Annotated in this window: 19 protein-coding genes and 1 pseudogene; 9 read left to right on the top strand and 11 right to left on the bottom strand. The window is 62.6% G+C overall.

Features of this window, described 5'->3' with window-relative positions:
- Positions 1–12 precede the first annotated feature (12 nt).
- The 4 genes and pseudogenes from BDB13_RS31790 to BDB13_RS26695 all read left to right on the top strand — a co-directional run.
- Positions 13–115: pseudogene (locus BDB13_RS31790) on the top strand (30S ribosomal protein S14); the annotation flags it as partial.
- A 9-nt stretch (positions 116–124) separates the two neighbouring features.
- Positions 125–382 (top strand): 30S ribosomal protein S18, encoded by a 258-nt coding sequence (gene rpsR / locus BDB13_RS26685; RefSeq protein WP_003946414.1) that lies wholly within the window; start codon positions 125–127, stop codon positions 380–382.
- Positions 383–465: 83 nt separating this feature from the next.
- A complete protein-coding gene (locus BDB13_RS26690; RefSeq protein WP_094274428.1) occupies positions 466–1,404 on the top strand; it encodes an AEC family transporter in 939 nt (312 codons plus the stop codon).
- A 19-nt stretch (positions 1,405–1,423) separates the two neighbouring features.
- On the top strand, positions 1,424–1,888 hold the full coding sequence (locus tag BDB13_RS26695; protein WP_094274429.1) for a hypothetical protein: 465 nt from the start codon (positions 1,424–1,426) through the stop codon (positions 1,886–1,888).
- A 10-nt stretch (positions 1,889–1,898) separates the two neighbouring features.
- On the opposite strand, the gene BDB13_RS26700 is transcribed toward BDB13_RS26695, so the two are convergent.
- Genes BDB13_RS26700 through BDB13_RS26710 form a run of 3 tightly spaced genes read right to left on the bottom strand, consistent with a single transcriptional unit; the run spans position 1,899 to position 5,677 of the window.
- Entirely contained in the window at positions 1,899–3,836 is a 1,938-nt protein-coding gene (locus BDB13_RS26700; protein WP_094274430.1) for a vWA domain-containing protein, read from the bottom strand.
- 1 nt (position 3,837) lies between these two features.
- Positions 3,838–5,211, bottom strand: coding sequence for an ATP-binding protein (locus BDB13_RS26705; RefSeq protein ID WP_094274431.1), 1,374 nt, complete (start codon positions 5,209–5,211; stop codon positions 3,838–3,840).
- Between the two features lie 55 nt (positions 5,212–5,266).
- Entirely contained in the window at positions 5,267–5,677 is a 411-nt protein-coding gene (locus tag BDB13_RS26710; RefSeq protein WP_094274432.1) for a VOC family protein, read from the bottom strand.
- Between the two features lie 74 nt (positions 5,678–5,751).
- On the opposite strand from BDB13_RS26710, the gene BDB13_RS26715 reads away from it, so the two are divergent.
- The 3 genes from BDB13_RS26715 to BDB13_RS26725 all read left to right on the top strand — a co-directional run bounded on the left by BDB13_RS26715 (position 5,752) and on the right by BDB13_RS26725 (position 8,007).
- Positions 5,752–6,324 (top strand): DUF4126 domain-containing protein, encoded by a 573-nt coding sequence (locus BDB13_RS26715; RefSeq protein ID WP_094274433.1) that lies wholly within the window; start codon positions 5,752–5,754, stop codon positions 6,322–6,324.
- Between the two features lie 27 nt (positions 6,325–6,351).
- Complete coding sequence (locus BDB13_RS26720) at positions 6,352–7,320, top strand: alpha/beta hydrolase (protein WP_094274434.1); 969 nt, start codon at positions 6,352–6,354, stop codon at positions 7,318–7,320.
- A gap of 465 nt (positions 7,321–7,785) precedes the next feature.
- On the top strand, positions 7,786–8,007 hold the full coding sequence (locus tag BDB13_RS26725) for a hypothetical protein (protein WP_094274435.1): 222 nt from the start codon (positions 7,786–7,788) through the stop codon (positions 8,005–8,007).
- A gap of 75 nt (positions 8,008–8,082) precedes the next feature.
- Here BDB13_RS26725 and purH read toward each other — a convergent pair whose 3' ends face one another.
- From purH to BDB13_RS26745, 4 genes are all read right to left on the bottom strand, one after another.
- Positions 8,083–9,642: a bifunctional phosphoribosylaminoimidazolecarboxamide formyltransferase/IMP cyclohydrolase gene (gene purH / locus BDB13_RS26730; protein WP_094274436.1), complete on the bottom strand. Its 1,560-nt coding sequence runs from the start codon at positions 9,640–9,642 to the stop codon at positions 8,083–8,085.
- Positions 9,635–10,327: a phosphoribosylglycinamide formyltransferase gene (gene purN / locus BDB13_RS26735; RefSeq protein WP_094274437.1), complete on the bottom strand. Its 693-nt coding sequence runs from the start codon at positions 10,325–10,327 to the stop codon at positions 9,635–9,637. Before purN ends, purH begins: the two co-directional genes overlap by 8 nt.
- Before the next feature lie 6 nt (positions 10,328–10,333).
- Entirely contained in the window at positions 10,334–11,851 is a 1,518-nt protein-coding gene (locus tag BDB13_RS26740; protein ID WP_094274438.1) for a cell division protein PerM, read from the bottom strand.
- A 108-nt stretch (positions 11,852–11,959) separates the two neighbouring features.
- Complete coding sequence (locus tag BDB13_RS26745; protein WP_176459674.1) at positions 11,960–12,982, bottom strand: DUF5336 domain-containing protein; 1,023 nt, start codon at positions 12,980–12,982, stop codon at positions 11,960–11,962.
- An 86-nt stretch (positions 12,983–13,068) separates the two neighbouring features.
- Between BDB13_RS26745 and BDB13_RS26750 the strand changes: the two genes are divergently transcribed.
- The gene (locus BDB13_RS26750) at positions 13,069–13,692 is read left to right on the top strand and encodes an IMPACT family protein (protein WP_094274439.1); all 624 of its coding nucleotides are present in this window, start codon (positions 13,069–13,071) and stop codon (positions 13,690–13,692) included.
- Between the two features lie 24 nt (positions 13,693–13,716).
- On the opposite strand, the gene BDB13_RS26755 is transcribed toward BDB13_RS26750, so the two are convergent.
- From BDB13_RS26755 to BDB13_RS26770, 4 genes are all read right to left on the bottom strand, one after another.
- Positions 13,717–14,358: a DUF5336 domain-containing protein gene (locus tag BDB13_RS26755; protein ID WP_094274440.1), complete on the bottom strand. Its 642-nt coding sequence runs from the start codon at positions 14,356–14,358 to the stop codon at positions 13,717–13,719.
- Between the two features lie 130 nt (positions 14,359–14,488).
- The gene (gene sucD / locus BDB13_RS26760) at positions 14,489–15,391 is read right to left on the bottom strand and encodes a succinate--CoA ligase subunit alpha (protein WP_094274441.1); all 903 of its coding nucleotides are present in this window, start codon (positions 15,389–15,391) and stop codon (positions 14,489–14,491) included.
- Positions 15,392–15,406: 15 nt separating this feature from the next.
- On the bottom strand, positions 15,407–16,576 hold the full coding sequence (sucC, locus tag BDB13_RS26765; RefSeq protein ID WP_094274442.1) for an ADP-forming succinate--CoA ligase subunit beta: 1,170 nt from the start codon (positions 16,574–16,576) through the stop codon (positions 15,407–15,409).
- 193 nt (positions 16,577–16,769) lie between these two features.
- Positions 16,770–18,632 carry a hypothetical protein gene (locus BDB13_RS26770; RefSeq protein WP_254922975.1) on the bottom strand — a complete coding sequence of 621 codons (1,863 nt, stop codon included), beginning with the start codon at positions 18,630–18,632 and terminating at the stop codon, positions 16,770–16,772.
- Between the two features lie 359 nt (positions 18,633–18,991).
- Here BDB13_RS26770 and BDB13_RS26775 point away from each other — a divergent pair, with 359 nt between their 5' ends.
- On the top strand, positions 18,992–19,903 hold the full coding sequence (locus BDB13_RS26775) for a M23 family metallopeptidase (protein ID WP_441347219.1): 912 nt from the start codon (positions 18,992–18,994) through the stop codon (positions 19,901–19,903).
- Positions 19,904–19,967 lie beyond the last annotated feature (64 nt).

The following is a 19,967-nucleotide window of genomic DNA, read 5'->3' on the forward strand; positions in this document are numbered from 1 at the left end:
GACGCTGCGGATGGACGTCCGCGCGGCCACCTGCGGAAGTTCGGGCTCTCCCGGACACGTGCCAGAAATGGCGCACCGCGGGGAACTGCCTGGCGTACACAAGTCGAGCTGGTAAGGAAGTCGGATGGCAGTCAAGCGTTCACCGTCGAAGAAGCCACGTCCCGTAGAGGGACGTAAGCCCAAGAAGAACCCGTTGTTCGCAGCGAAGATCACGCATGTCGATTACAAGGACATCAACTTGCTTCGCACGTTCATTTCGGACCGTGGCAAGATCCGTAGCCGTCGTGTCACGGGCCTGACCCCGCAGCAGCAGCGTCAGGTCGCCGTTGCAGTGAAGAACGCACGCGAGATGGCGTTGCTCCCCTTCACCGCCGCACGGTAATCAGTTTCAGGAAAGGCCGCGCAGTCATCGACTGCGCGGCCTTTTTCTTGCCCGTATTTCCCTAGCAGAGAGGTGTCCGCAGCGTGTCGGGAGTTGTTGCGGGTTTCACCGTCATCTTCGTGGTGATCGCAATCGGATACCTGCTGGGGCGTCTGGGCACTCTGGGCGATCACGGGCAGTTCGTTCTGGGCCGCCTCGTGTTCTTTGTCGCTACGCCGGCTCTGCTGTTCACGACACTCGCGTCGTCGGATCTGTCGGTGATCTTCTCCCCGACCCTCGCGGTAGCGTCGGCCACTGCCTTTGCCGTCGGCGCGTTGTACGTCCTTGTGGCCAAGATCTGGCTGGATCGGCCGCTACCGGAACTGACGATCGGCGCGCTCTCCGCGTCGTACGTGAACTCTGCGAACCTCGGTATTCCCATCGCTGTTTTTGTGCTGGGCGACGCCACATTTGTTGCTCCGCTGCTGCTGTTCCAGATCGTTGTCTACTCCCCCATCGCGTTGACGATTCTCGATCTCACTGCCTTGCGTGGCCACGACGCCGAGAAGCTGTCGCTCATCGACACGGTGACCGCTCCGTTCAAGAACCCGATCGTGTTGGCCGGTGCGGCAGGCTTGACGGTTGCACTTGTCGGCTGGGCACCACCGCGGGCGCTGATGCAGCCGTTCGAACTGATCGGGGCCACGTCCGTTCCCGGCGCTCTGCTCGCGTTCGGGCTGTCCTTGTACGGCGTGCGTGTATTGGAAAAGGGCTCGAGCCCCCGACGTGATGTCGCCTTGGCGTCGACGCTCAAAATTGTGGTTCAACCGGTGCTCGCCTATCTGATGGCGCATTTCCTACTCGGCATCGACGGCCACCAATTGTTCGCGATCGTCGTCGTCTCCACCTTGCCGACGGCTCAGAACGTCTTCATCTACGCGAGTCGCTACCGCCGCGGCATGGTGCTGGCTCGCGACAGTGCTTTTGTCACCACTTTGGCATCAATTCCGGCGATTGCGCTGGTCACAGCGTTGCTCGCTTGACCAGGGTTACGGTGGATGCATGCGCGTAATCGTCCTCGCAGTTTTGGCCACCCTGGCATTGGCAGGGTGCTCTTTCGGCACGCAGTCCACGGGAACTCCCGCGCTGCCGAAAGTACTTGCGGCGCAGGGTGCGGTTCCGGCCGACTGGGGACGCGGACCACCCGTTCCCACGCAAGTCGACGACTCCGATATCGGTACGGTCTTCGCTGATCGCGCAGACATCGTCGGGGCGTCGGACACCATGTTCGAGTCGTGGTCGGAGGTGGACGAGACCACCGTTGCCGTCCATTTCGTGACCGGGACACCGGAATGTTACGGCGCGCACGCCAGCGTCGAGGAGACCGATTCCACGGTCACCGTCACGCTTCAAACGGGTGCGCTTCCGGAGGCTGCAAATAGAATGTGCATTCTCGTAGCGGTGTTCGGCTCGTTGGACGTGCATCTGAGTAGTCCACTCGGTGACCGTCAGGTGGTCAGCGGCTGATCGAAGTCCGCTATCGCCGCCCGCGCATGTAATCGCTGACCACGGCCGCTCCCAGACCCTCCACGTCGGGAGCGATGACACGCCCACCAACCCGATGGGCCATACGGTCGACCACCCGAGCGAGGCCGGGGTCTTCACCGAGCCGGAAGAACGTCACCTTGGCGCCCAACCTGGCTACGGCGTCGAGAGCACGAACCGTCAATCCAAGGGTTCGCGCGCTCGGCGGATAGTCGAATCGTGCCTCGCCGTCGGGTTCGAGGTGTGCGGTCGGCTCACCATCTGTGACGATCAATACCACCGGTTGGGCGTTGGAATGGCGTCGAAGGTGCCTGGCCGCCAACAACAACGCGTGGTGCAAGTTGGTTCCTTGATCCCACGCTCCGTCCAACCCGGCCAGCTCCGACGGGTCGAGGACGTGAGCGTGACGTCCGAAGGCGATGAGTTGCAGTTCGTCGCTGCGAAACCGTGTGCTGACAAGATGATTGAGCGCAAGCGCCGTGCGCTTCATCGGAACCCAGCGATCCTCCATCACCATGGAAAACGACGTGTCCACCAGCAAGGCCACTGCGGCCTGGCTGCGCTGTTCGGTTTCTGCCACCTCGACGTCGGCAACCGTGAGCCGCACGGGAATTCGACCCGGATCACGCAACACCGCATTCGTGATCGTCCGTGTCACATCCCAAGGTTCGGTGTCACCGAACTCCCATTCCCGCGACGCTCCGGTGGGTTCACCCATCGCCCCGGCCCGACGCGTATCCCGCTGGCCGGTCCGTGAAGACAGCTGACCGGCAACGTCGCGGAGCGCGGTCTGGCCGAGTTGCCGCATCGCCTTGGGTGACAACCGCCATTGACCGTCGGGTGCTCGATCGAAGAAACCCTGCTCCTGTAAAGCCTTTTCGAGGTCAGCAAGGGTACGTACGTCGGCCGCTGCTTCCTCGCCGAGTTGCCTGGCCAACAATTCCGGATCGATATCGTCGAGACCGGCGCCCGCATACTGTTGCGACAGTTGGTCAGCCAGCGATTCCAACTCGGCAATGTCCGACAGTGCGCCGGTGCCCTCCCCTAAACCCATGCCCTGCTGGCCGCGAAACTGCTGCGAACCTTCCCAGTCTTCGCCGGGCCTCGCTGCCTGCAGGAACTGATCGAGTTGACTGAGTTCGCTCATCAAACTCGGATCACCGAAAGCCTGTTGTGCCAAAGCATCCAGCTCGTCACGCTGCTCCTGAGAGAGCGAATTTCGCAATCGTTGCGCCGCCGCCGCCCGCTGCGCGAGCGAGTCGAGTAGTTCCTCGACGTTCCTCGGATTGTCGGGAAAATACTGCCCGTGCTTGTCCATGAACTCCGAGAACTGTCGCGGAGTGTCCTTGCCGCGGGCATGAGCGTCGAGCAATTGATTGAGATCTGCCAGCATCTCCCGGATCTGCTCCCGATCTTCGTCGGTGGCACCCTCGAGAGCCTGCTTCATACCGGAGAACCGCTGATCCAGAACTTCACGTCCCAGAAGGTCACGGATCTTGTCGTAGTCGGCATGCGCCTGCTCACTACGCCAGTTGTAATCTGCCAGATCCTGAACCGCGTGCGCCGTCGACGCCGGCAACTCCTCGATCCTCATCTCGTTGAATCGTGCGTCATCATCGAGCGCCCGAGCCAACTCCTTACGCTCCTCGAGTACTGCTTTGTCGAGGAGTTTGCGTACCTCGTCGAGGGTTCCGCCGAGGTTGTTGCGACGCAACATCTCTCGTCGACGACGATTCACGTCCGCCGTGAGTTCGTCGAGCCCGCGCATGTCGCGGTTACCGCGCCGCAGCAACTCTCGCAACGCCTGCCGCGGCGACGTCCCCGCCAGAACGTCGTCGCCGATCGCCGCCAGCGCCTCACGAAGATCCACCGGCGGGGCCAATGGATCGGGACCTCCGTCGTACGGCCGGTAACGCGGGTTATGTGTCATTTCAGGAATACACCGAGCGTCCGCCCGGGCCTTGATCTTTCGAGATCCGTCGGGCCAAATACAGCCCTTCGAGCGCCAACTCCGCGCCCGCAGCACGCTCACCGTCGGATCGTGCCCCCAACCGCTCCGCGATCTCGTCCAGAACATCGAGTTCGGGCAGTTCGTCCAAAAATGCTTTGGCCGTGACGGATTCGCCAGTGACAATCGTGTTGCCCAGCTCCACGGCACTCACCAACGTCGACAAGTCGATTCCGCCCAGACGTACGCGAACGGTATCGGCCGTCGCCCGGCGGAGCAGATGTTCGAGCACCTCCAGTTCGCGACCTTCCTCACCGGATTCGAACTCCACCTTGCCTCGAAGCACCTCCACGACCGAATCCAGATCCACCGGCCTCGCAACAGGATCCGCCTCGCCCAGGATTGCCGCGCGGCGCACTGCGGCAGCGCTGACAGTCTCGGCACCGGCCACGGCAAAACGAGCCGACACCCCCGATCGTTGATCCACCGAAGTGGATTCGCGCAACAACCGCGTGAATCGAGCCAGAATCTCGAGTAGGTAATCGGGGACTTCTGCCGCCAGATGCGCTTCCTGGTCGATCACGGCAATCTCGTCAAGCAATTCAACGGGGTAGTGCGTGCGAATCTCAGCTCCGAAACGATCCTTGAGCGGCGTGATGATGCGTCCGCGATTGGTGTAGTCCTCGGGGTTCGCACTGGCTACCAACAGCACATCCAACGGGAGTCGCAGCGTGTATCCACGGACTTGGATGTCACGCTCTTCCATCACGTTGAGAAGCGATACCTGAATGCGCTCGGCCAAGTCGGGAAGTTCGTTGATCGCAACAATTCCACGATGCGCGCGCGGCACGAGTCCGAAGTGAATGGTCTCGGGATCACCCAGACTGCGGCCTTCGGCGACCTTGACCGGATCGACGTCACCGATCAGGTCGGCGACGGACGTATCCGGGGTCGCAAGTTTCTCGGAGTACCGCTCGCTGCGATGGCGCCACAGAACCGGTAATTCATCACCGAGTTCACGCGCACGCCGGATCGAGGCCGGAGTAATCGGCTCGTAGGGATGCTCCCCCAGTTCCGAGCCGTCGATGACGGGCGTCCACTCGTCGAGCAACAAGGCAAGTGTGCGCAGTACCCGAGTCTTGCCCTGCCCACGTTCACCGAGCAACACGACGTCGTGGCCGGCAATCAGTGCCCGCTCGAGTTGCGGGGCGACTGTTTCCTCGAACCCGACTATCCCGGGCCAGGGATCACGGCCGTCCCGCAACGCGGCGAGCAGGTTCTCGCGTATTTCTTCTTTGACACTTCGCTGTACGTGTCCGGAGGCCCGTAGCTCCCCGAGGGTCTTGGCGACAGTCACCCCACCAAGCTACGAGCATTTGCCGGTTTCGGCACGCGCTGAGGAGAATCCGCACTCAACTCTCTACTTGAGACTGGTCCATCCAGATGATTTCCCAGATGTGGCCGTCCGGATCCTGGAAGCTCCGTGAGTACATGAATCCGTGGTCCTGCGTCGCATTTCCGGCGCTGCCGCCGGTTGCCAATGCCTTGTCGACGATGGAATCCACGGCCTCGCGGGTCTCCGCCGAAAGCCCGAGGAGCGCTTCCGTCGACACCGTCGTATCGGCGATTTCCTTGGACGTGAATGTCTTGAAAAACGGCTCGGCCAGCAACATCACGACGATGGTGTCGCTGATGACGATCGACGACGCATTGTCGTCGGAGAACTGCGGGTTCTTGGCATAGCCCAGTCCCTCGTAGAACGCGGTGGCCTTGCCCAGGTCTTTGACGGGGAGGTTGAGGAAGAACATGGTCGGTGTCGGCATGGAAGTTCCTTTCCGATGATCTCGTGTGTGCCCTTTATACCCGCGAACTGTGAACGCAGACCTAAACTCCACCCATGGATTCCTGGGTCTTGCCCGCGATGCTCGGCCTCGGCCTTGCTGCCGCGTCGGGTATGCGAACTTTCCTGCCATTGTTGATGCTGAGCACGGCCGTCCATTTCGAACTGTTCGGCATCACCGTCGGTGAGTCGATGCGGTGGATCGGATCCACCGGCGCACTAGTGGCTCTGGCGATCGCCGCCGTCGTCGAACTGTGTGCCGATCTGATCCCCTTCGTGGACAACGCGCTCTCTGTCGTGGGTAACGTCACGGGGCCCATCGCCGGAGCTATCGCAGCGTGGGCTGCGTTCAGCCATTTCGATCCGGCAATCGCCGCGATAGCCGGCATCATCGTCGGGGCGCCCACGGCTCTGACCTTCAGCGCCGCCCAAACCGGAACGCGGGCCGTCAGCACCGCGACTACCGGCGGGCTCGCCAACCCGGTCATTTCCGTAGTCGAAGACGTACTGACATTCTTCACGTCGCTGATCGCGATGATCCTTCCGCTCCTGATCATTCCGCTGCTCGCCGCGCTCTTGTGGTTCAGTTGGCGCGGATGGCGACGCGTCCGCAGTCTGCGTACCGCGTGAGCCCGCGAACCTGGTAGACAGGTCGTCATGTCCGACACCGAGATCACTTTTCAATCAGGGCCAGTCACCCTCTTCGGGAGCCTGCGACTGGTCGCCGGTCCCGACCGGAAGGCGCCGGCGGCGCTCATCCTCGCGGGTAGCGGCCCCACCGATCGCAACGGCGACAGCACACTTCTCGAAGGCGATATCGGAACGCTCCGCTTCATCGCGGATATCCTTGAAGAACAGGGCATTTCAAGTCTGCGCTACGACAAGATCGGCAGCGGCGAAACCGGATTGGGTCCCTACGAGATCGACGAGATCGCCGATCTCGGCTTCAACACCTACGTCGACGCAGCGTCCGACGGACTCGACTTTCTGGCGCAGCAACCGGGCGTCGACGCTGATCGACTCATCATCGTCGGCCACAGCGACGGGGCGATCGTCGCGCTCGCCGTGGCAACTGCGAGTGAGGGTGCCCGGGTGAGTTCGCTCGCACTCGTCGAGCCGTTGAGTATCCGTCTCCTCGACCTGTTGACCAACCAGATCCACGGGCAGCTCGACGCCGTTGTCGGGGCCGGGCAACTGCCGGTCGAATTGGCCGACGAACTCCGGGTAGCGCTCGCCGGGGCTGTGGAATCGCTACGCACCGACGGCACTGTTCCGGATGATCTTCCCGAGCCGCTGCGGAACGCCGGTCTGGTTTACGCAAACGCGAAGGCACTGGCGGAAGAGGACGCCCTGGATCCCGTTGCACTCGCGGCTATGCTCCCCGCTGGAATACCGGTGCTGACAAGTTGCTCGGCGAAAGACATTCAGATTGTTCCGTCCGACGTCGCGGCACTCGACGACGCGTTGTCCCACACGTCCCTGACGTCGGTGCGGATGCGGAACGCCAGTTTTGTACTCAAGGAACTCGGTGACGAGCAGTCGACCGGCGCCGATTACGTCGCACCCCTGCCGTACTCGGACGAGTTCGCGAAACCGTTTGCCGAGTGGGTCCGTTCACTCACCTGACAACATACAGACCGAACGTCCTTGTTTTAAGATCAAAAGTCCCCCCGCGAGTCATCGTGGGGGACTTTTGTATTTACCCTCTGACCTGCACGGTATTGACACAACCGGGATCGGCCGCCGGGACAAAAGTCACGTGGAGTTTACGTTCGCGATGCAATTTATTGGTGCGAACCCTCGATCGGTGCTGTACGGTCATCCATTAACCAGCTACGCCGAGCACGAAAGGTACGGACTCCATGTCGCTTCACCCAGACTTTGCATCTGCACCTTCGTGGCGCAGTTGCACAGCGCACGTGCACATTTTTTCGGCCTCCCTATCGGCCCATCGCATGACCAGCAAGCACATGAGCGTCAAGCGCGGTGTCCCCCGAGAATGATCCACAGATTGATCGGATCCGTTTTCGGGCACCCAGGGCATACGCCGCGGGTGCCTTTTCTTTTACCTTTCACATCCAGGAGAGACAGATGAAACTTCGAATCAACCAGTTGTCCACCGCACCCCCGTATACCGATCTCCCGTCCGACCTCACCGGCTACGCCGTCACCTTGGACCTCTCGCACTCCGACGCGGCCCACGAAGCCACCCTCGCTGCATTGATCGGCGAGATCCGCAACCGCGGCGCGTCACGGGTTGTCATCACCGGCACCCCGCGCGAACTTCAGGGAACACACATTCAAGCTGCCTGACTGCCGATTGCGAGTCACCCGAAACCAAAACGGGCCCCGACAATGAAGTCGAGGCCCGCTTGCACGAGAAAATGATCAGTGCGCGAAGTGGCGCGCACCTGTCAGGTAGAGAGTGACGCCGGCTTCCTTGGCCGCCGCAATCACCTCGTTGTCACGAACCGAACCGCCGGGCTGAACCACAGCCTTGACGCCGGCATTCAGGAGAACCTGAAGGCCGTCGGGGAACGGGAAGAACGCGTCCGATGCTGCTACCGAACCTACGACGCGGTCACCGGCACGCTGAACAGCGAGATGCGCTGCATCCACGCGGTTGACCTGGCCCATGCCGACGCCCACCGATGCACCGCCGGAAGCCAGCAGGATTGCGTTGGACTTCACGGAGCGGCTTGCGCGCCAAGCGAATTCGAGATCCTTGAGCGTTTCGGCGTCTGCAGCTTCACCGTTGGCGAGGGTCCAGTTGGCCGGGTTGTCGCCATCCGCGTCGAGAACGTCGCGCTGCTGCAGCAACGTGCCACCCGAAATGGGGCGCAGTTCGATGCCGGTTGCTGTCGGCGCAGCAGCCTTCAGAACACGAATGTTCTTCTTGCGCTGCAGAACCTCAACTGCTCCGTCTGCGTAGGACGGGGCGATGACGACCTCGGTGAAGATGTCGGCGATCTGCTCGGCCAGTTCGACTGTGACCTCACGGTTGGCAGCGATGACGCCACCGAATGCGCTGACGGGGTCACAGGCGTGAGCCTTGCGGTGAGCGTCGGCGATGTCGGTGCCCACAGCGATGCCACACGGGTTGGCGTGCTTGATGATTGCAACTGCCGGATCAGCGAAGTCGTACGCTGCACGCCACGCGGCATCGGAGTCCGTGTAGTTGTTGTACGACATCTCCTTGCCGTGCAACTGCTCCGCCTGAGCCAAACCTGCAGGCGCAGCCGGGTTTTCGTACAGTGCAGCATCCTGGTGCGGGTTCTCGCCGTAACGCAGAACAGCGCTGCGGTTCCAGGTAGCTCCAACCCAGGCGGGGAACTGCGAACCGTCTTCGTCTGCAGCAATGGTGCTGGTCATCCAGCTCGCAACAGCCACGTCGTAGGACGCGGTGTGCTGAAACGCCTGCGCCGCAAGAACAGTGCGCTCACGCAACGTGAATCCGCCGCCGGCAACAGCAGCCAACACGTCGGTGTAACGAGCGGGATCGACGACAACTGCCACCGACGGGTGATTCTTGGCGGCAGCACGCACCATCGACGGACCGCCGATGTCGATCTGCTCGACGCACTCGTCCGGCGTGGCGCCCGAGGCAACCGTCGCAGTGAACGGGTACAGGTTGACGACGACGAGTTCGAACGTCGCGATACCGAGTTCCTCGAGCTGAGCGAGGTGATCCGGCTTGCGAGTGTCGGCCAGAACGCCGGCGTGAACGCGCGGATGCAGCGTCTTCACTCGACCTTCGAGGCATTCGGGGAATCCGGTCAGAGCCTCGACCGGCGTCACGGGGATACCGGCGTCGGCGATCTTCGACGCGGTCGAGCCGGTCGACACCAACTCGACACCGGCCTCGTGCAGGCCTGTGGCCAGCTCGATCAGACCACTCTTGTCGTAGACGCTGACAAGTGCGCGGCGCACAGCCTTGCGTTCACTCACTGGGGATCACGGCCTTTCGTCCATCGGAAACTACTCCGTGTGTAGCGACAGCGGCGATAACGTCCGCCAACAACCGACGCTCTACAACTTTGATGCGCTCGTGCAACGTCGACTCGGTGTCGCCCGGTAGCACTGCCACAGGTTCTTGGGCCAGAATCGGCCCGGTGTCCACTCCACCATCGACCAGGTGCACGGTCGATCCCGTGACCTTCACGCCGTACGCCATCGCGTCGGGAACCGCGTGCGCGCCGGGGAAGGCAGGCAGCAACGCGGGGTGAGTGTTGATGATTCGTCCACCGAACTCCGCGAGGAAGCTGGGACCAAGGATCTTCATGAATCCGGCACTGACCACAAGATCCGGGCGATGCGCGGCAACGGCCGCGGTCAAAGCCTTGTCCCAGTCTGCGCGATCATCGTAATTCTTGATCGACACTTTGAATGCAGGAATCCCGGCAGACTCGCCATGCTCGGTGGCTGCGCAGTCACGATCGACACCGACGGCAACGATCTGCGCGGGGTATCCGTCGGCCCTCGACGCGTCGATCAGCGACTTCAGGAGGGTACCGGCGCCGGACGCAAGAACTACGACGCGTGTAGGCGTCGTCGGCTGCAGGTTGTCGGCCGAGGCAGTCAGCGCTCTACTCCTGAGAACTAGAAGATGATGCGGCCGGAGAATCGACCACACGACAGCCTAGTCGCTTGTGTCTTTCGGAGGTGAGGGCAGGTCCGTCCCAGGCTCCTCGTCGCTGGGATCCTCGCCGGGTTCTTCGCCGTCAGAATCGTCGGAATCACCGGAATCGTCGGCAACTGCGGCCGCGGGTTCTTCGAGCGGCTCCGGCTCCGTGACTGGTTCGGGTTCTTCAACAGTCTCTTCGACCGCCGTGTCCGCGACATCGTCATCCTCGCCGTCGCCGTCCTCGGACTCGATGTCGTCCAGAACCTCGGCAGACTGCACACCCAGATCAGGCACATCCAGATCAGAATCGTCCAAATCAGAATCGTCGAACTCGACCTCCTGCGCGGCACGGTGCGCCGTCCACGTCACTACCAGCGCAGACACCACTCCGAACAGTGACAACCATCCGAACGTCAATAATCCGAATGCCCACCACGTCACCTCGACGGCGCCGAAACGCCCCAAGTCTCCCCCACTGGCCAGAGCAAGAAGTGCCATGGTGATTCCGGTTGCGAAGGCAGCGGTCAGTGCTGCCAACACAGCATCCTGACCGTCGGCACCGTGAACCTCGACGCGCTTCGCGCAGTCACGACCCGACAAAATTCCGACCACGGCCGGAACGATCAGCAGTACCGCCCAAAGTCCGCCGCCCACGCTTTCGGGAATTGCTCCGAGGAGGGGCAACGGCGGCAAGTCCCCGCCCACATTGCCGAACACACTGATCGATACGTCACCGATATTCGCGGTGGCGCCGGTCAGTACAGCGGCGGCACCGATAACGAGGTTCGGCAGGTACAGCAGCGACAGCACGGTCAAGCCGAGCACGCCGACAAATCCACCACCGCGTGAGAGGAGATCGCCCACGGTGGTCCACGAGATGAGCAGTGCCGCGAGGACTGCAATCGATCCCGCTGCCAGCAGCGTCGCAATTGCGCCGGCCGCCGGCCGAACCGCAGCCGATGCCCAGTACGGAATGTTCAGCTCGAAGGTCTGCCAGTGCGCTATCGCGACACCGAACACCGCTGCAACAAGATGAATTCCGGCGACCCACCCCAAGGCGCTCAACGTATTGGGACTCGACAGCGGGAGCGCAGCGGCAGCGTCGGCGACGACGGCCAGACTTATCGCGGTGACGGTGAGCGGGCCGGCAACTGCAGCTCCCAACAAACGCACAGTCGCATCCCGCGAATCCGTGAGCTGCGACGCCGACGCACATCGGCGCGCCACCACCCACATCATCACGGCGGTGGGCAGCAGTGGCAGTACGCCCAGCTGGACTCCGTCGATTGTTGCGGGCACTTGATGGATCGCCAGCCAGGTCGTTGCGATGGCACCGAAAGTCCCCGTCAGGTCGCTGCTCGCGGATACGAGTGTCACCACCACGACCGCGGAAATCAGCAGGATCGTCATCCCGGAGGGGCGGAAGGCCACTGTCAGGAGGGTTCGTGCCTGGTCCGAGTCCGGCGCTGGTGCGCGGAGTGACGTGCGGCCCCTGGCGGGTTCGGGTCGTGTGCGATCAATCAAAAAACTCATCCCCTCGAGGGTTTCACTCGAACTGCCGACGCGCAGTCAGGCGCGCCGCCCGGCCAGAAGAATGTGGCCTCCGACCGCTCTGGTCGGAGGCCACATTCTTGAAGACCGTTACTGCTTCTGATCGTCTGGGTTACGAGAATCGAACGCTCGAGTCTCGGCGGCAGCATCAGTGTCCTGGCCGGTTTCGGGCGCTGCTGGTGGCTCGAAACCTGTGGGCTGATACTGACCCGGCTGGTACTGACCGGACTGGTATTGGGGTGCGGCCGGGTACTGAGGCGCTGCCGGCGGCGTGAACCCGCCGTAATGCTGAGCAGAAGGCTGCTGGGGAGCAGGTTGCTGGGCAGCAGTGCCACTTGCTTCTGTGGGTGCAGAACCGTAACCGGCCGCATACCCCTGGGTCGAACCTTGCTGGGGCGTCTGCCCGTACGGCTGCCCGTACGACTGGCCCTGCGTCTGCGGGTACGTCGGCGGCTGAGGCTGCCCGTACTGCCCCTGCTGGTAACCCTGCTGGCCCTGCGGGTAACCCTGGCCGAACTGCTGCGGCGCGGCAGCTCGAGGCGAGGGCGCCTTGAGAATTCCGACGTCGAACAGCAGTGACGCAATGGCCGCGATGGTCTGGACGAAGCCGAGAATGAGGACAACGATCAAACCCCACCCGAGGCTGATGGTGATGTAGTCCGTCGAACCGAGTGTGAACGCCGTGAAGACGAGGGACACGAACCCTGTCAGAGACAGCGTGGCCACAACGGCGGCGTGCGCCTGCTTTGGCAGCAGCGATACTGCTGCCAGGACGCCACCCGCGAAAAGGAATCCAAGACCGTAGACACCGGCTTCGAAGAAGCTGGAGGTAGTGCTCTCGTCGCCGCTGATACCGGCACTCGAGATGGAGGTGAACGGCGTGAACCCGAGCAGAAAGTTGACGATACCGAGCGCGGCTACGGCCACGGTGAGGATGAACCCGATATTCGGTGCCCCACTGCCTCCCGGTTGCGGCGAATACCCAGCCGGCGGCTGCGACGGTCCAGCCGGCGGCTGTGACGGTCCGGCCGGCGGCTGCGAAGATCCAGCTGGGGGCTGCGGAGGCCCATATCCGGACCCTCCGAAATTTGACTCTGGCGGTGTGAATGTCATGACTTCTCCTCGCAGACTGGCTTCGGTATACCCCAGCCTATGTGTGCCGCCTTCGCACGGTAACACCGACAGGAGACAATAAGAGGATGCCCTTCACTCTCGCCCCCGGCGTGGATCACACCGTCGAAACCGAGGTGAAGCACTCGAAGTTCATTGCGTCACTACGCAGAATCGACGACGTCGATGCGGCACAACAGTTTCTCGGGATACAGAAATCTCTGTATCCCGATGCACGCCACCATTGCTCCGCCTATGTGCTCGGTTACGACGCGAATTCACGGATGGAACGTGCCAACGACGACGGCGAGCCCGGGGGCACGGCCGGCGTTCCGATGCTGCAGGTTCTCAAGGCCCGCGATCTCGTCGATGTAATTGTGGTTGTCACAAGATATTTCGGCGGAATCAAGCTGGGCGCGGGTGGATTGGTTCGTGCCTATTCGGGTGCGGTGTCCGTGGCGGTGGACTCGGCGCGGTTGGTCGGTCGCGAACGACGGATGTTGTTCACCTTGGCTATTCGGCACGGCGAGGCTGGTCGGGTCGAGGCTGAATTACGGGCGCGCGGTGTTGTCGTCCGGGGAACCGACTACGGCTCGAAAGCTGTTTTGACCCTTGCCTCAGATGATCCGACGCAACTGGAGTCCACAGTTGCCTCGGTCACCTCGGGTTCCGGTCAACTCGAACCCGCGGGAGATATGTGGGTGGACGTCTGACGCCCACGCGGCTGAGAACCAGCCTTACTGACCGAATCCCGGAGGCGGTGCGTTGTAGTTCATGACGGGAGCCGACGGCGTGAGTGCTGCGGAACCCAGGACCAGTACAGCGACGGCACAGGCAGCTTGGATAAATCCGAAGACGATGACGAAGATTAGCCCGACGCCCACTTCGAGGCCCTCGGACAATCCGATCAAGGTGAATAGAAGTGTGATGAATCCCGTGATCGAGGCGGCAGCCACGACAATGTTGTTCGGCACTTGATTCGGGAGCAGACCGAGACCGGCAATCACCCCGGCCAACAGCAGGAGCGCGATGCCGACGATACCGGCACCGAGCGAAGCATTATCGAAGAAATTCATGCTGCCGGAGCCGAAGATGCCGGACGACGTGGCCTTGGGATCCTCTTTGGCGAACGGAGCGAAACCCAGCAGGAAATTGACGACGCCGAGACCCGCAACACCGATTGTCAGCATTGATCCGAGGCCGCGACTACGCACCGGTCGCTGTTGGAACTGCTGGAACGGGTGCTGCTGTGGTTGCTGATATTGCGGCGGCTGCTGATATTGCTGCTGGGGCTGGTACGGATTGGGCTGGTACGGATTCGATTGATTCGGATTGGGTTGGGGCGCACCGTAGCCCCCGGAATCAGGTGTGAACGACATCTTTTTATTTTCTCCCTTGCCGACTCGAATGCAGAACAAACGAGCAACGCCCGCAACCAGGAAAAATACCTGGTTGCGGGCGTTGTGGTCTTTTCAACACGCGGAGCAGAAGACCCCGCGAACTGAGAACCTAGAGGCTCTGGAGGATCTCGCGTGCGAGTGCAGCGGTCGCGGACGGCGTCTTGCCGACCTTCACGCCTGCAGCTTCGAGAGCTTCCTGCTTGGCCTGAGCCGTTCCCGAAGAGCCGGAGACGATGGCGCCGGCGTGGCCCATGGTCTTGCCCTCGGGTGCGGTGAAGCCTGCCACGTAGCCGACGACCGGCTTGGTGACGTGAGCCTTGATGTAATCGGCTGCACGCTCTTCGGCGTCGCCACCGATTTCACCGATCATGACGATGACCTTGGTGTCGGGATCGTTCTCGAACGCCTCGATAGCGTCGATGTGCGTCGTACCGATGACCGGGTCGCCGCCGATGCCGATGGCCGTGGAGAAGCCGAAGTCACGGAGCTCGTACATCATCTGGTAGGTCAGGGTGCCCGACTTGGAGACGAGGCCGATGGGGCCGGTGCCTGCAATGTTGGCAGGCGTGATGCCGACGAGTGCCTGGCCGGGGGTGATGATTCCGGGGCAGTTCGGTCCGATGATGCGGGTCTTCTTGCCCTTGGACTCGTTGTACGCCCAAGCGTAAGCGGAGTCCTGGACCGGGATGCCTTCGGTGATGACCACGAGGAGCGGGATCTCCGCGTCGATAGCCTCGACGATGGCGTCCTTCGAGAAGGCCGGGGGAACGAACGCGATGGAAACGTCTGCGCCGGTCTCCTTCATTGCCTCTTCGACCGTCGCGAAGACGGGGAGCTCGACAGCGGAACCGTCAGCTGCAACGTGCTTGACCGTGGTGCCGGCCTTGCGTGCGTTGACGCCGCCGACGACCTGGGTGCCGGCCTTGAGCATCAGAGCGGTGTGCTTGGTGCCTTCGCCGCCGGTGATGCCCTGGACGATGACCTTTGAATCCTTGGTGAGGAAGATTGCCATTGTTCTGTGAGTCCCTTACTTCGCTGCGTTAGCGAGCTCGGCGGCCTTGTCGGCGGCCTCGTCCATGGTTGCGACGACCGTCACCAGCGGGTGGTTGGCCTCGGCGAGGATGCGGCGACCCTCTTCGACGTTGTTTCCGTCCAGGCGCACGACGAGCGGCTTGTTGGCCTCGTCGCCCAGGGTCTTCAGTGCGCCGACGATGCCGTTGGCAACTGCGTCACACGCGGTGATTCCACCGAAGACGTTGACGAACACGCTCTTGACCTGCGCGTCGTTCAGGATGACATCCAGGCCGGCAGCCATGACTGCAGCGGAAGCTCCGCCGCCGATGTCGAGGAAGTTGGCGGGCTTGACGCCACCGTGGTTCTCGCCGGCGTAAGCGACGACGTCCAGGGTGGACATGACCAGGCCTGCGCCGTTGCCGATGATTCCGACCTCACCGTCGAGCTTGACGTAGTTGAGGTCGTTTTCCTTGGCCTTGAGCTCGAGGGGATCGGTTGCGTCGCGATCCTCGAAAGCCTCGTGGCCGGGCTGACGGAATGCAGCGTTCTCGTCGAGCGTGACCTTGCCGTCGAGGGCGAGGATCTCGTCGGAAGGCGTACGAACGAGGGGGTTGACCTCAACGAGGATTGCATCTTCGTTGATGAAAACTTCCCACAGCTTCTGGATGGTGACGGCTGCTGCGTCGAGCACCTCTGCGGGCAACTTGCCTGCCTCGGCGATGCTGCGCGCGAATGCCAGGTCGACACCCTTGACTGCGTCGACGGGGATCTTGGCGAGAGCGTCGGGGTTCTCCTCGGCGGTGACCTCGATCTCGACGCCACCCTCTACCGAGCACATGGCCAGGTAGGTGCGGTTCGTGCGGTCCAGCAGGAAGGAGATGTAGTACTCCTCGGCAATGTCACTTGCCTCTGCGACCAGCAGCTTCTTGACAACATGGCCCTTGATGTCCAGGCCCAGGATTGCCTCGGCGTTTGCCACTGCGGCATCCACGTCGGGCGAGTACTTGACGCCGCCGGCCTTGCCGCGGCCGCCGACCTTGACCTGTGCCTTGACCATCACGGGCTTGCCAATTTCTTCGGCAATCTCGCGTGCGCCTTCGACCGTGTCTGTAACACGTCCAGCCGAAGTCGGCACTCCGTGCTTGGCGAAGAGTTCCTTCGCCTGGTATTCGAAGAGATCCATCTGCTCACCGTCTCGTCTGCGTTGACACCCGCTCGAGGGGTAGGAGCGGGTCTGTTCTGGACTTTAACCAGTTGCTGCGTTGGGTTTGCGCCCGCATACATGCTATGTGGCCCATGTCACGCATATGTGCCCGGTGAGTGACGCCTCACGGGTTACCGCAGGCTGTTCACACCGATTTTGTCAAGTGCCAGTCTCACTGTTTGCCGGCTTGCGCCGAACTCTGCGTGGCCCGGACAAGAAGCACAGCAACGATTAGCAAGAGTAGGCCCGTCCCTGCTGTGATCGCACCCACCCCCACCGTTGCGTCCGGAATGCGCGAAGACGTCAACGGTCCGGAGACGACGTAGACCAGCACTGTGGTGGCGGACCCGATCAGGAGCGCCTTGGCCCGAGCCGGCCGCGCACGCGGTGCGATCAGTACGGCAACAAGCACCGCCACTCCCACGAGCAGTTGCCCCCACGTGTTGATTCCCCACGGCCAGTCTCCGACGGAGGCAGCCGAATATCTTTCACCGCGATACAGCGGCAGCGCCGTACCGGCTAGTGAAAGAACTCCGCCGATGCCACCGACGACGAGCACTGCTCGATTCACGGCGTAGTCGACGGAGGTGTCGACGTCTTCACGTTCGGCAGTGCCGGCGAGCCACAACGCGATGCCGGTGGCAGCGGCGACAACGGATGCCGCTCCCAGCACGAACACCCCGATACCGAGCCCGACGCCGGGAACGTCGGTCGCGATGACGACTGGTTGCAGAACTGCCGCCGCGCCCATGACGACGGTGGTCCACAGTGTTCCCAGGACGGGCCGGATCATGTTGGCCCGGCCTGGTAGGAAAAGCCCGAGCGAGACGACCAGAAGGACGCCGGCAGCGAGAAGCACGATGCGGGTGGCGAGTATCGACGGTTCGGGAACTCCCTCGGGAAGCGACAACACCGGCAGCGAGGCTCCCGCTGCCGCGAGAGCTGCAGCGATCACGCCGAGGGCGCCGGCCACGTTATGCAGTTTTCCGACGCGAGCCTGCTCTGCGCGAGACTGTGCGACCGTCGCGGCCTTGCGGGCACTCTTGGTGTCTGTCCCTCGTTGCGCCGACGTCGGTTCGGCTTCAGCGGCAGCACGGGACTCGCGCCGCGCCGCCAGAGCCGGCACTGCCGCGCCGATACCGACGATGGCAACAGCCGCGAGCGCTCCCACGATCGAGCCCACTCCGACGCCGATTCGATCACCCCCGGCCAAACCTGCAACAACTCGGGTGCCACTGACACTCAAGGCACCGATGCCGGCCCCCACAAGCGCTCCGGCCCCGACCCACGACGAGATCGATGTCAGAGCCGCCGCGGTGACGATCAGCAGGGCGACGGCAACCAGACCGGCACCGAGCGCGCTCGCCGCGGGACTGTCCACGAGCGGACGAACCAGAAAGATCGGATCCTGCGAGTCGAAGGCTGGTCCGAACAGAGCCAGCACGTAGGCGATAGCCGCAAAGATCGCGGCCGCCGTCGGCCAGGTTCCGATACGCGCGCCGACCGATCTGCCGTCGTATTCGGCGGCAAGCGCACTGCCGTAGCCGTCACGTTCGGATTCACGGTGCACGACCACAAGCCCGAGTCCACCGGCGACCACCAACAATCCATGACCGATGAGCGCGACGTACGCCCCCACCCCGGCGTTGATCAATCCGGCAGAAATCGGACGGAAAAGTTCCAAGCGGTTTGCATCGATTGCGTCGACGAACAATTGAACGTCGAGGATCGCCACGCCCAGTGACATCGCACCGATGCCGGCCAGAAGCGCACCCGCGAGGGATGGGCTACGACGACACGCCCCGATCGCAACAGCCGGAACCGTCAGAGCGCACAGAGCGGCGAAGACGGACGCCGAGACGATCGAACCGGAAGCCCCTGGACCGCTACCGACGCCGATCAGTGGCGCCCCGGCAACGGCGACGCCGCCGAGGACTGCAACGAGTAGCGCCAGAACAACAATCGGCGGGACCCGCGGGGGCAGGCGGACAGAGTCCGCGCGTTGTATCGGTGAGTTTCGGGGTGTTGACGACACGCGCTCGACGGTAGTGCGTGCGCCGGCCGGTAATCAGGTTGTGACACGCTCGATCGTCAAACGAGATAATTGGTCTCATTTGTCCGTAGGCACGTTTCGCCTGGTCAGACTGTGAGCCACATCACAAACCGAGACTCGTTTGCTCTATGGGTTGCACGTGTCGCAACCATTTCGTTACCGTTGGTCCAGCTAAGTCACAGACTGATTACGAATCCCTAGGAGCGAGCAGGCACATGCGACACGGCCAGTTCACCACCAGCAGGTTCACGGAATCAGAACAAGACGAGGTCACGCCCTCTTATCCAACGCACTCGGCCCGGCGTTACACCGAGACCAAAAGTTCTGAGATTTCTTCCATTATGTTCACTCGCACCTCCTCCCCCACATCGTCAGATTCCGACTCGGCAGATGCCTTCCCGGCAGACTTCGAGAGCGTCGAGTCCGATGTGACCAGCGTCCACGCTTCCACCCCGGCAGCATCTGCAGATGTCACCTCCCCGGTTCGTCGCACCGGCGCCCATCGCATCCCCACCCCGCCGTCTGCACTGAAGGGCCGCGCCGCAGTTCTCGCTGTAGCCGCCGGCGCAGTGGTCGCAGCGGGTCAGGCAGTTGTCAACAACGGCTCAGCCAACGCAGTCGATCATTCGGACGTCGCACTCGCCAACGAGTCCTCCGCGATCGCAACCACCGCACTGCCGCAGGCCGCCCAGTTCGCGCCCACCGCCGCAGCGTCCCTCACAACGGCTGCCGATGCGCCGCAGGTACTCAACGTCGCAGCACCCACCGACCTGTCGCAGTTCAGCAATCTCCTTGCCAAGGGCCAGCGATTCAGCGAAGAGCGCGCAGCCCGCGAGTCCGCTGCCCGTCGCCCGCTGTTCGTTCTTCCCGCCGCCGGAACCTTCACATCCAACTTCGGTAGCCGCTGGGGCACCCTGCATGCCGGTGTTGATATCGCCGGACCCATCGGAACTCCCATTCTCGCTGTCGCCGACGGCACCGTCATCGACTCCGGCCCGGCTTCCGGCTTCGGAATGTGGGTTCGCCTGCAGCATGCCGACGGCACCATCACCGTGTACGGCCACATCGATACCTCGGTTGTCACCGTCGGCCAGCAGGTCATGGCCGGCGATCAGATCGCAACGATGGGTAACCGCGGCTTCTCCACCGGACCGCACCTGCACTTCGAGGTTCACCTCGCGGGCGAGAACAAGATCGATCCGCTCCCCTGGCTCGCGTCACGCGGCATCAGCCTGGGTATCGAGCAGGACTAGCTCACTCCAGTTCCTACAACTTTCGGCCCGCACCTTCTCGAGGTGCGGGCCGAAAGTTTTTCTC

It is taken from the genome of Rhodococcus sp. OK302, from assembly GCF_002245895.1.
In the GTDB taxonomy this organism is placed as follows: Bacteria; Actinomycetota; Actinomycetes; order Mycobacteriales; family Mycobacteriaceae; genus Rhodococcus_F.

Bases quoted from the DNA above. Each gene is read 5' to 3' on its own strand.
- sucC (WP_094274442.1), bottom strand. From the start codon at position 16,576: ATGGATCTCTTCGAATACCAGGCGAAGGAACTCTTCGCCAAGCACGGA.
- BDB13_RS26710 (WP_094274432.1), bottom strand. From the start codon at position 5,677: ATGCCGACACCGACCATGTTCTTCCTCAACCTCCCCGTCAAAGACCTG.
- BDB13_RS26755 (WP_094274440.1), bottom strand. From the start codon at position 14,358: ATGTCGTTCACACCTGATTCCGGGGGCTACGGTGCGCCCCAACCCAAT.
- BDB13_RS26725 (WP_094274435.1), top strand. From the start codon at position 7,786: ATGAAACTTCGAATCAACCAGTTGTCCACCGCACCCCCGTATACCGAT.
- BDB13_RS26750 (WP_094274439.1), top strand. From the start codon at position 13,069: ATGCCCTTCACTCTCGCCCCCGGCGTGGATCACACCGTCGAAACCGAG.
- BDB13_RS26740 (WP_094274438.1), bottom strand. From the start codon at position 11,851: ATGAGTTTTTTGATTGATCGCACACGACCCGAACCCGCCAGGGGCCGC.
- BDB13_RS26745 (WP_176459674.1), bottom strand. From the start codon at position 12,982: ATGACATTCACACCGCCAGAGTCAAATTTCGGAGGGTCCGGATATGGG.
- sucD (WP_094274441.1), bottom strand. From the start codon at position 15,391: ATGGCAATCTTCCTCACCAAGGATTCAAAGGTCATCGTCCAGGGCATC.
- BDB13_RS26775 (WP_441347219.1), top strand. From the start codon at position 18,992: ATGTTCACTCGCACCTCCTCCCCCACATCGTCAGATTCCGACTCGGCA.
- BDB13_RS26695 (WP_094274429.1), top strand. From the start codon at position 1,424: ATGCGCGTAATCGTCCTCGCAGTTTTGGCCACCCTGGCATTGGCAGGG.
- BDB13_RS26700 (WP_094274430.1), bottom strand. From the start codon at position 3,836: ATGACACATAACCCGCGTTACCGGCCGTACGACGGAGGTCCCGATCCA.
- BDB13_RS26720 (WP_094274434.1), top strand. From the start codon at position 6,352: ATGTCCGACACCGAGATCACTTTTCAATCAGGGCCAGTCACCCTCTTC.
- rpsR (WP_003946414.1), top strand. From the start codon at position 125: ATGGCAGTCAAGCGTTCACCGTCGAAGAAGCCACGTCCCGTAGAGGGA.
- BDB13_RS26715 (WP_094274433.1), top strand. From the start codon at position 5,752: ATGGATTCCTGGGTCTTGCCCGCGATGCTCGGCCTCGGCCTTGCTGCC.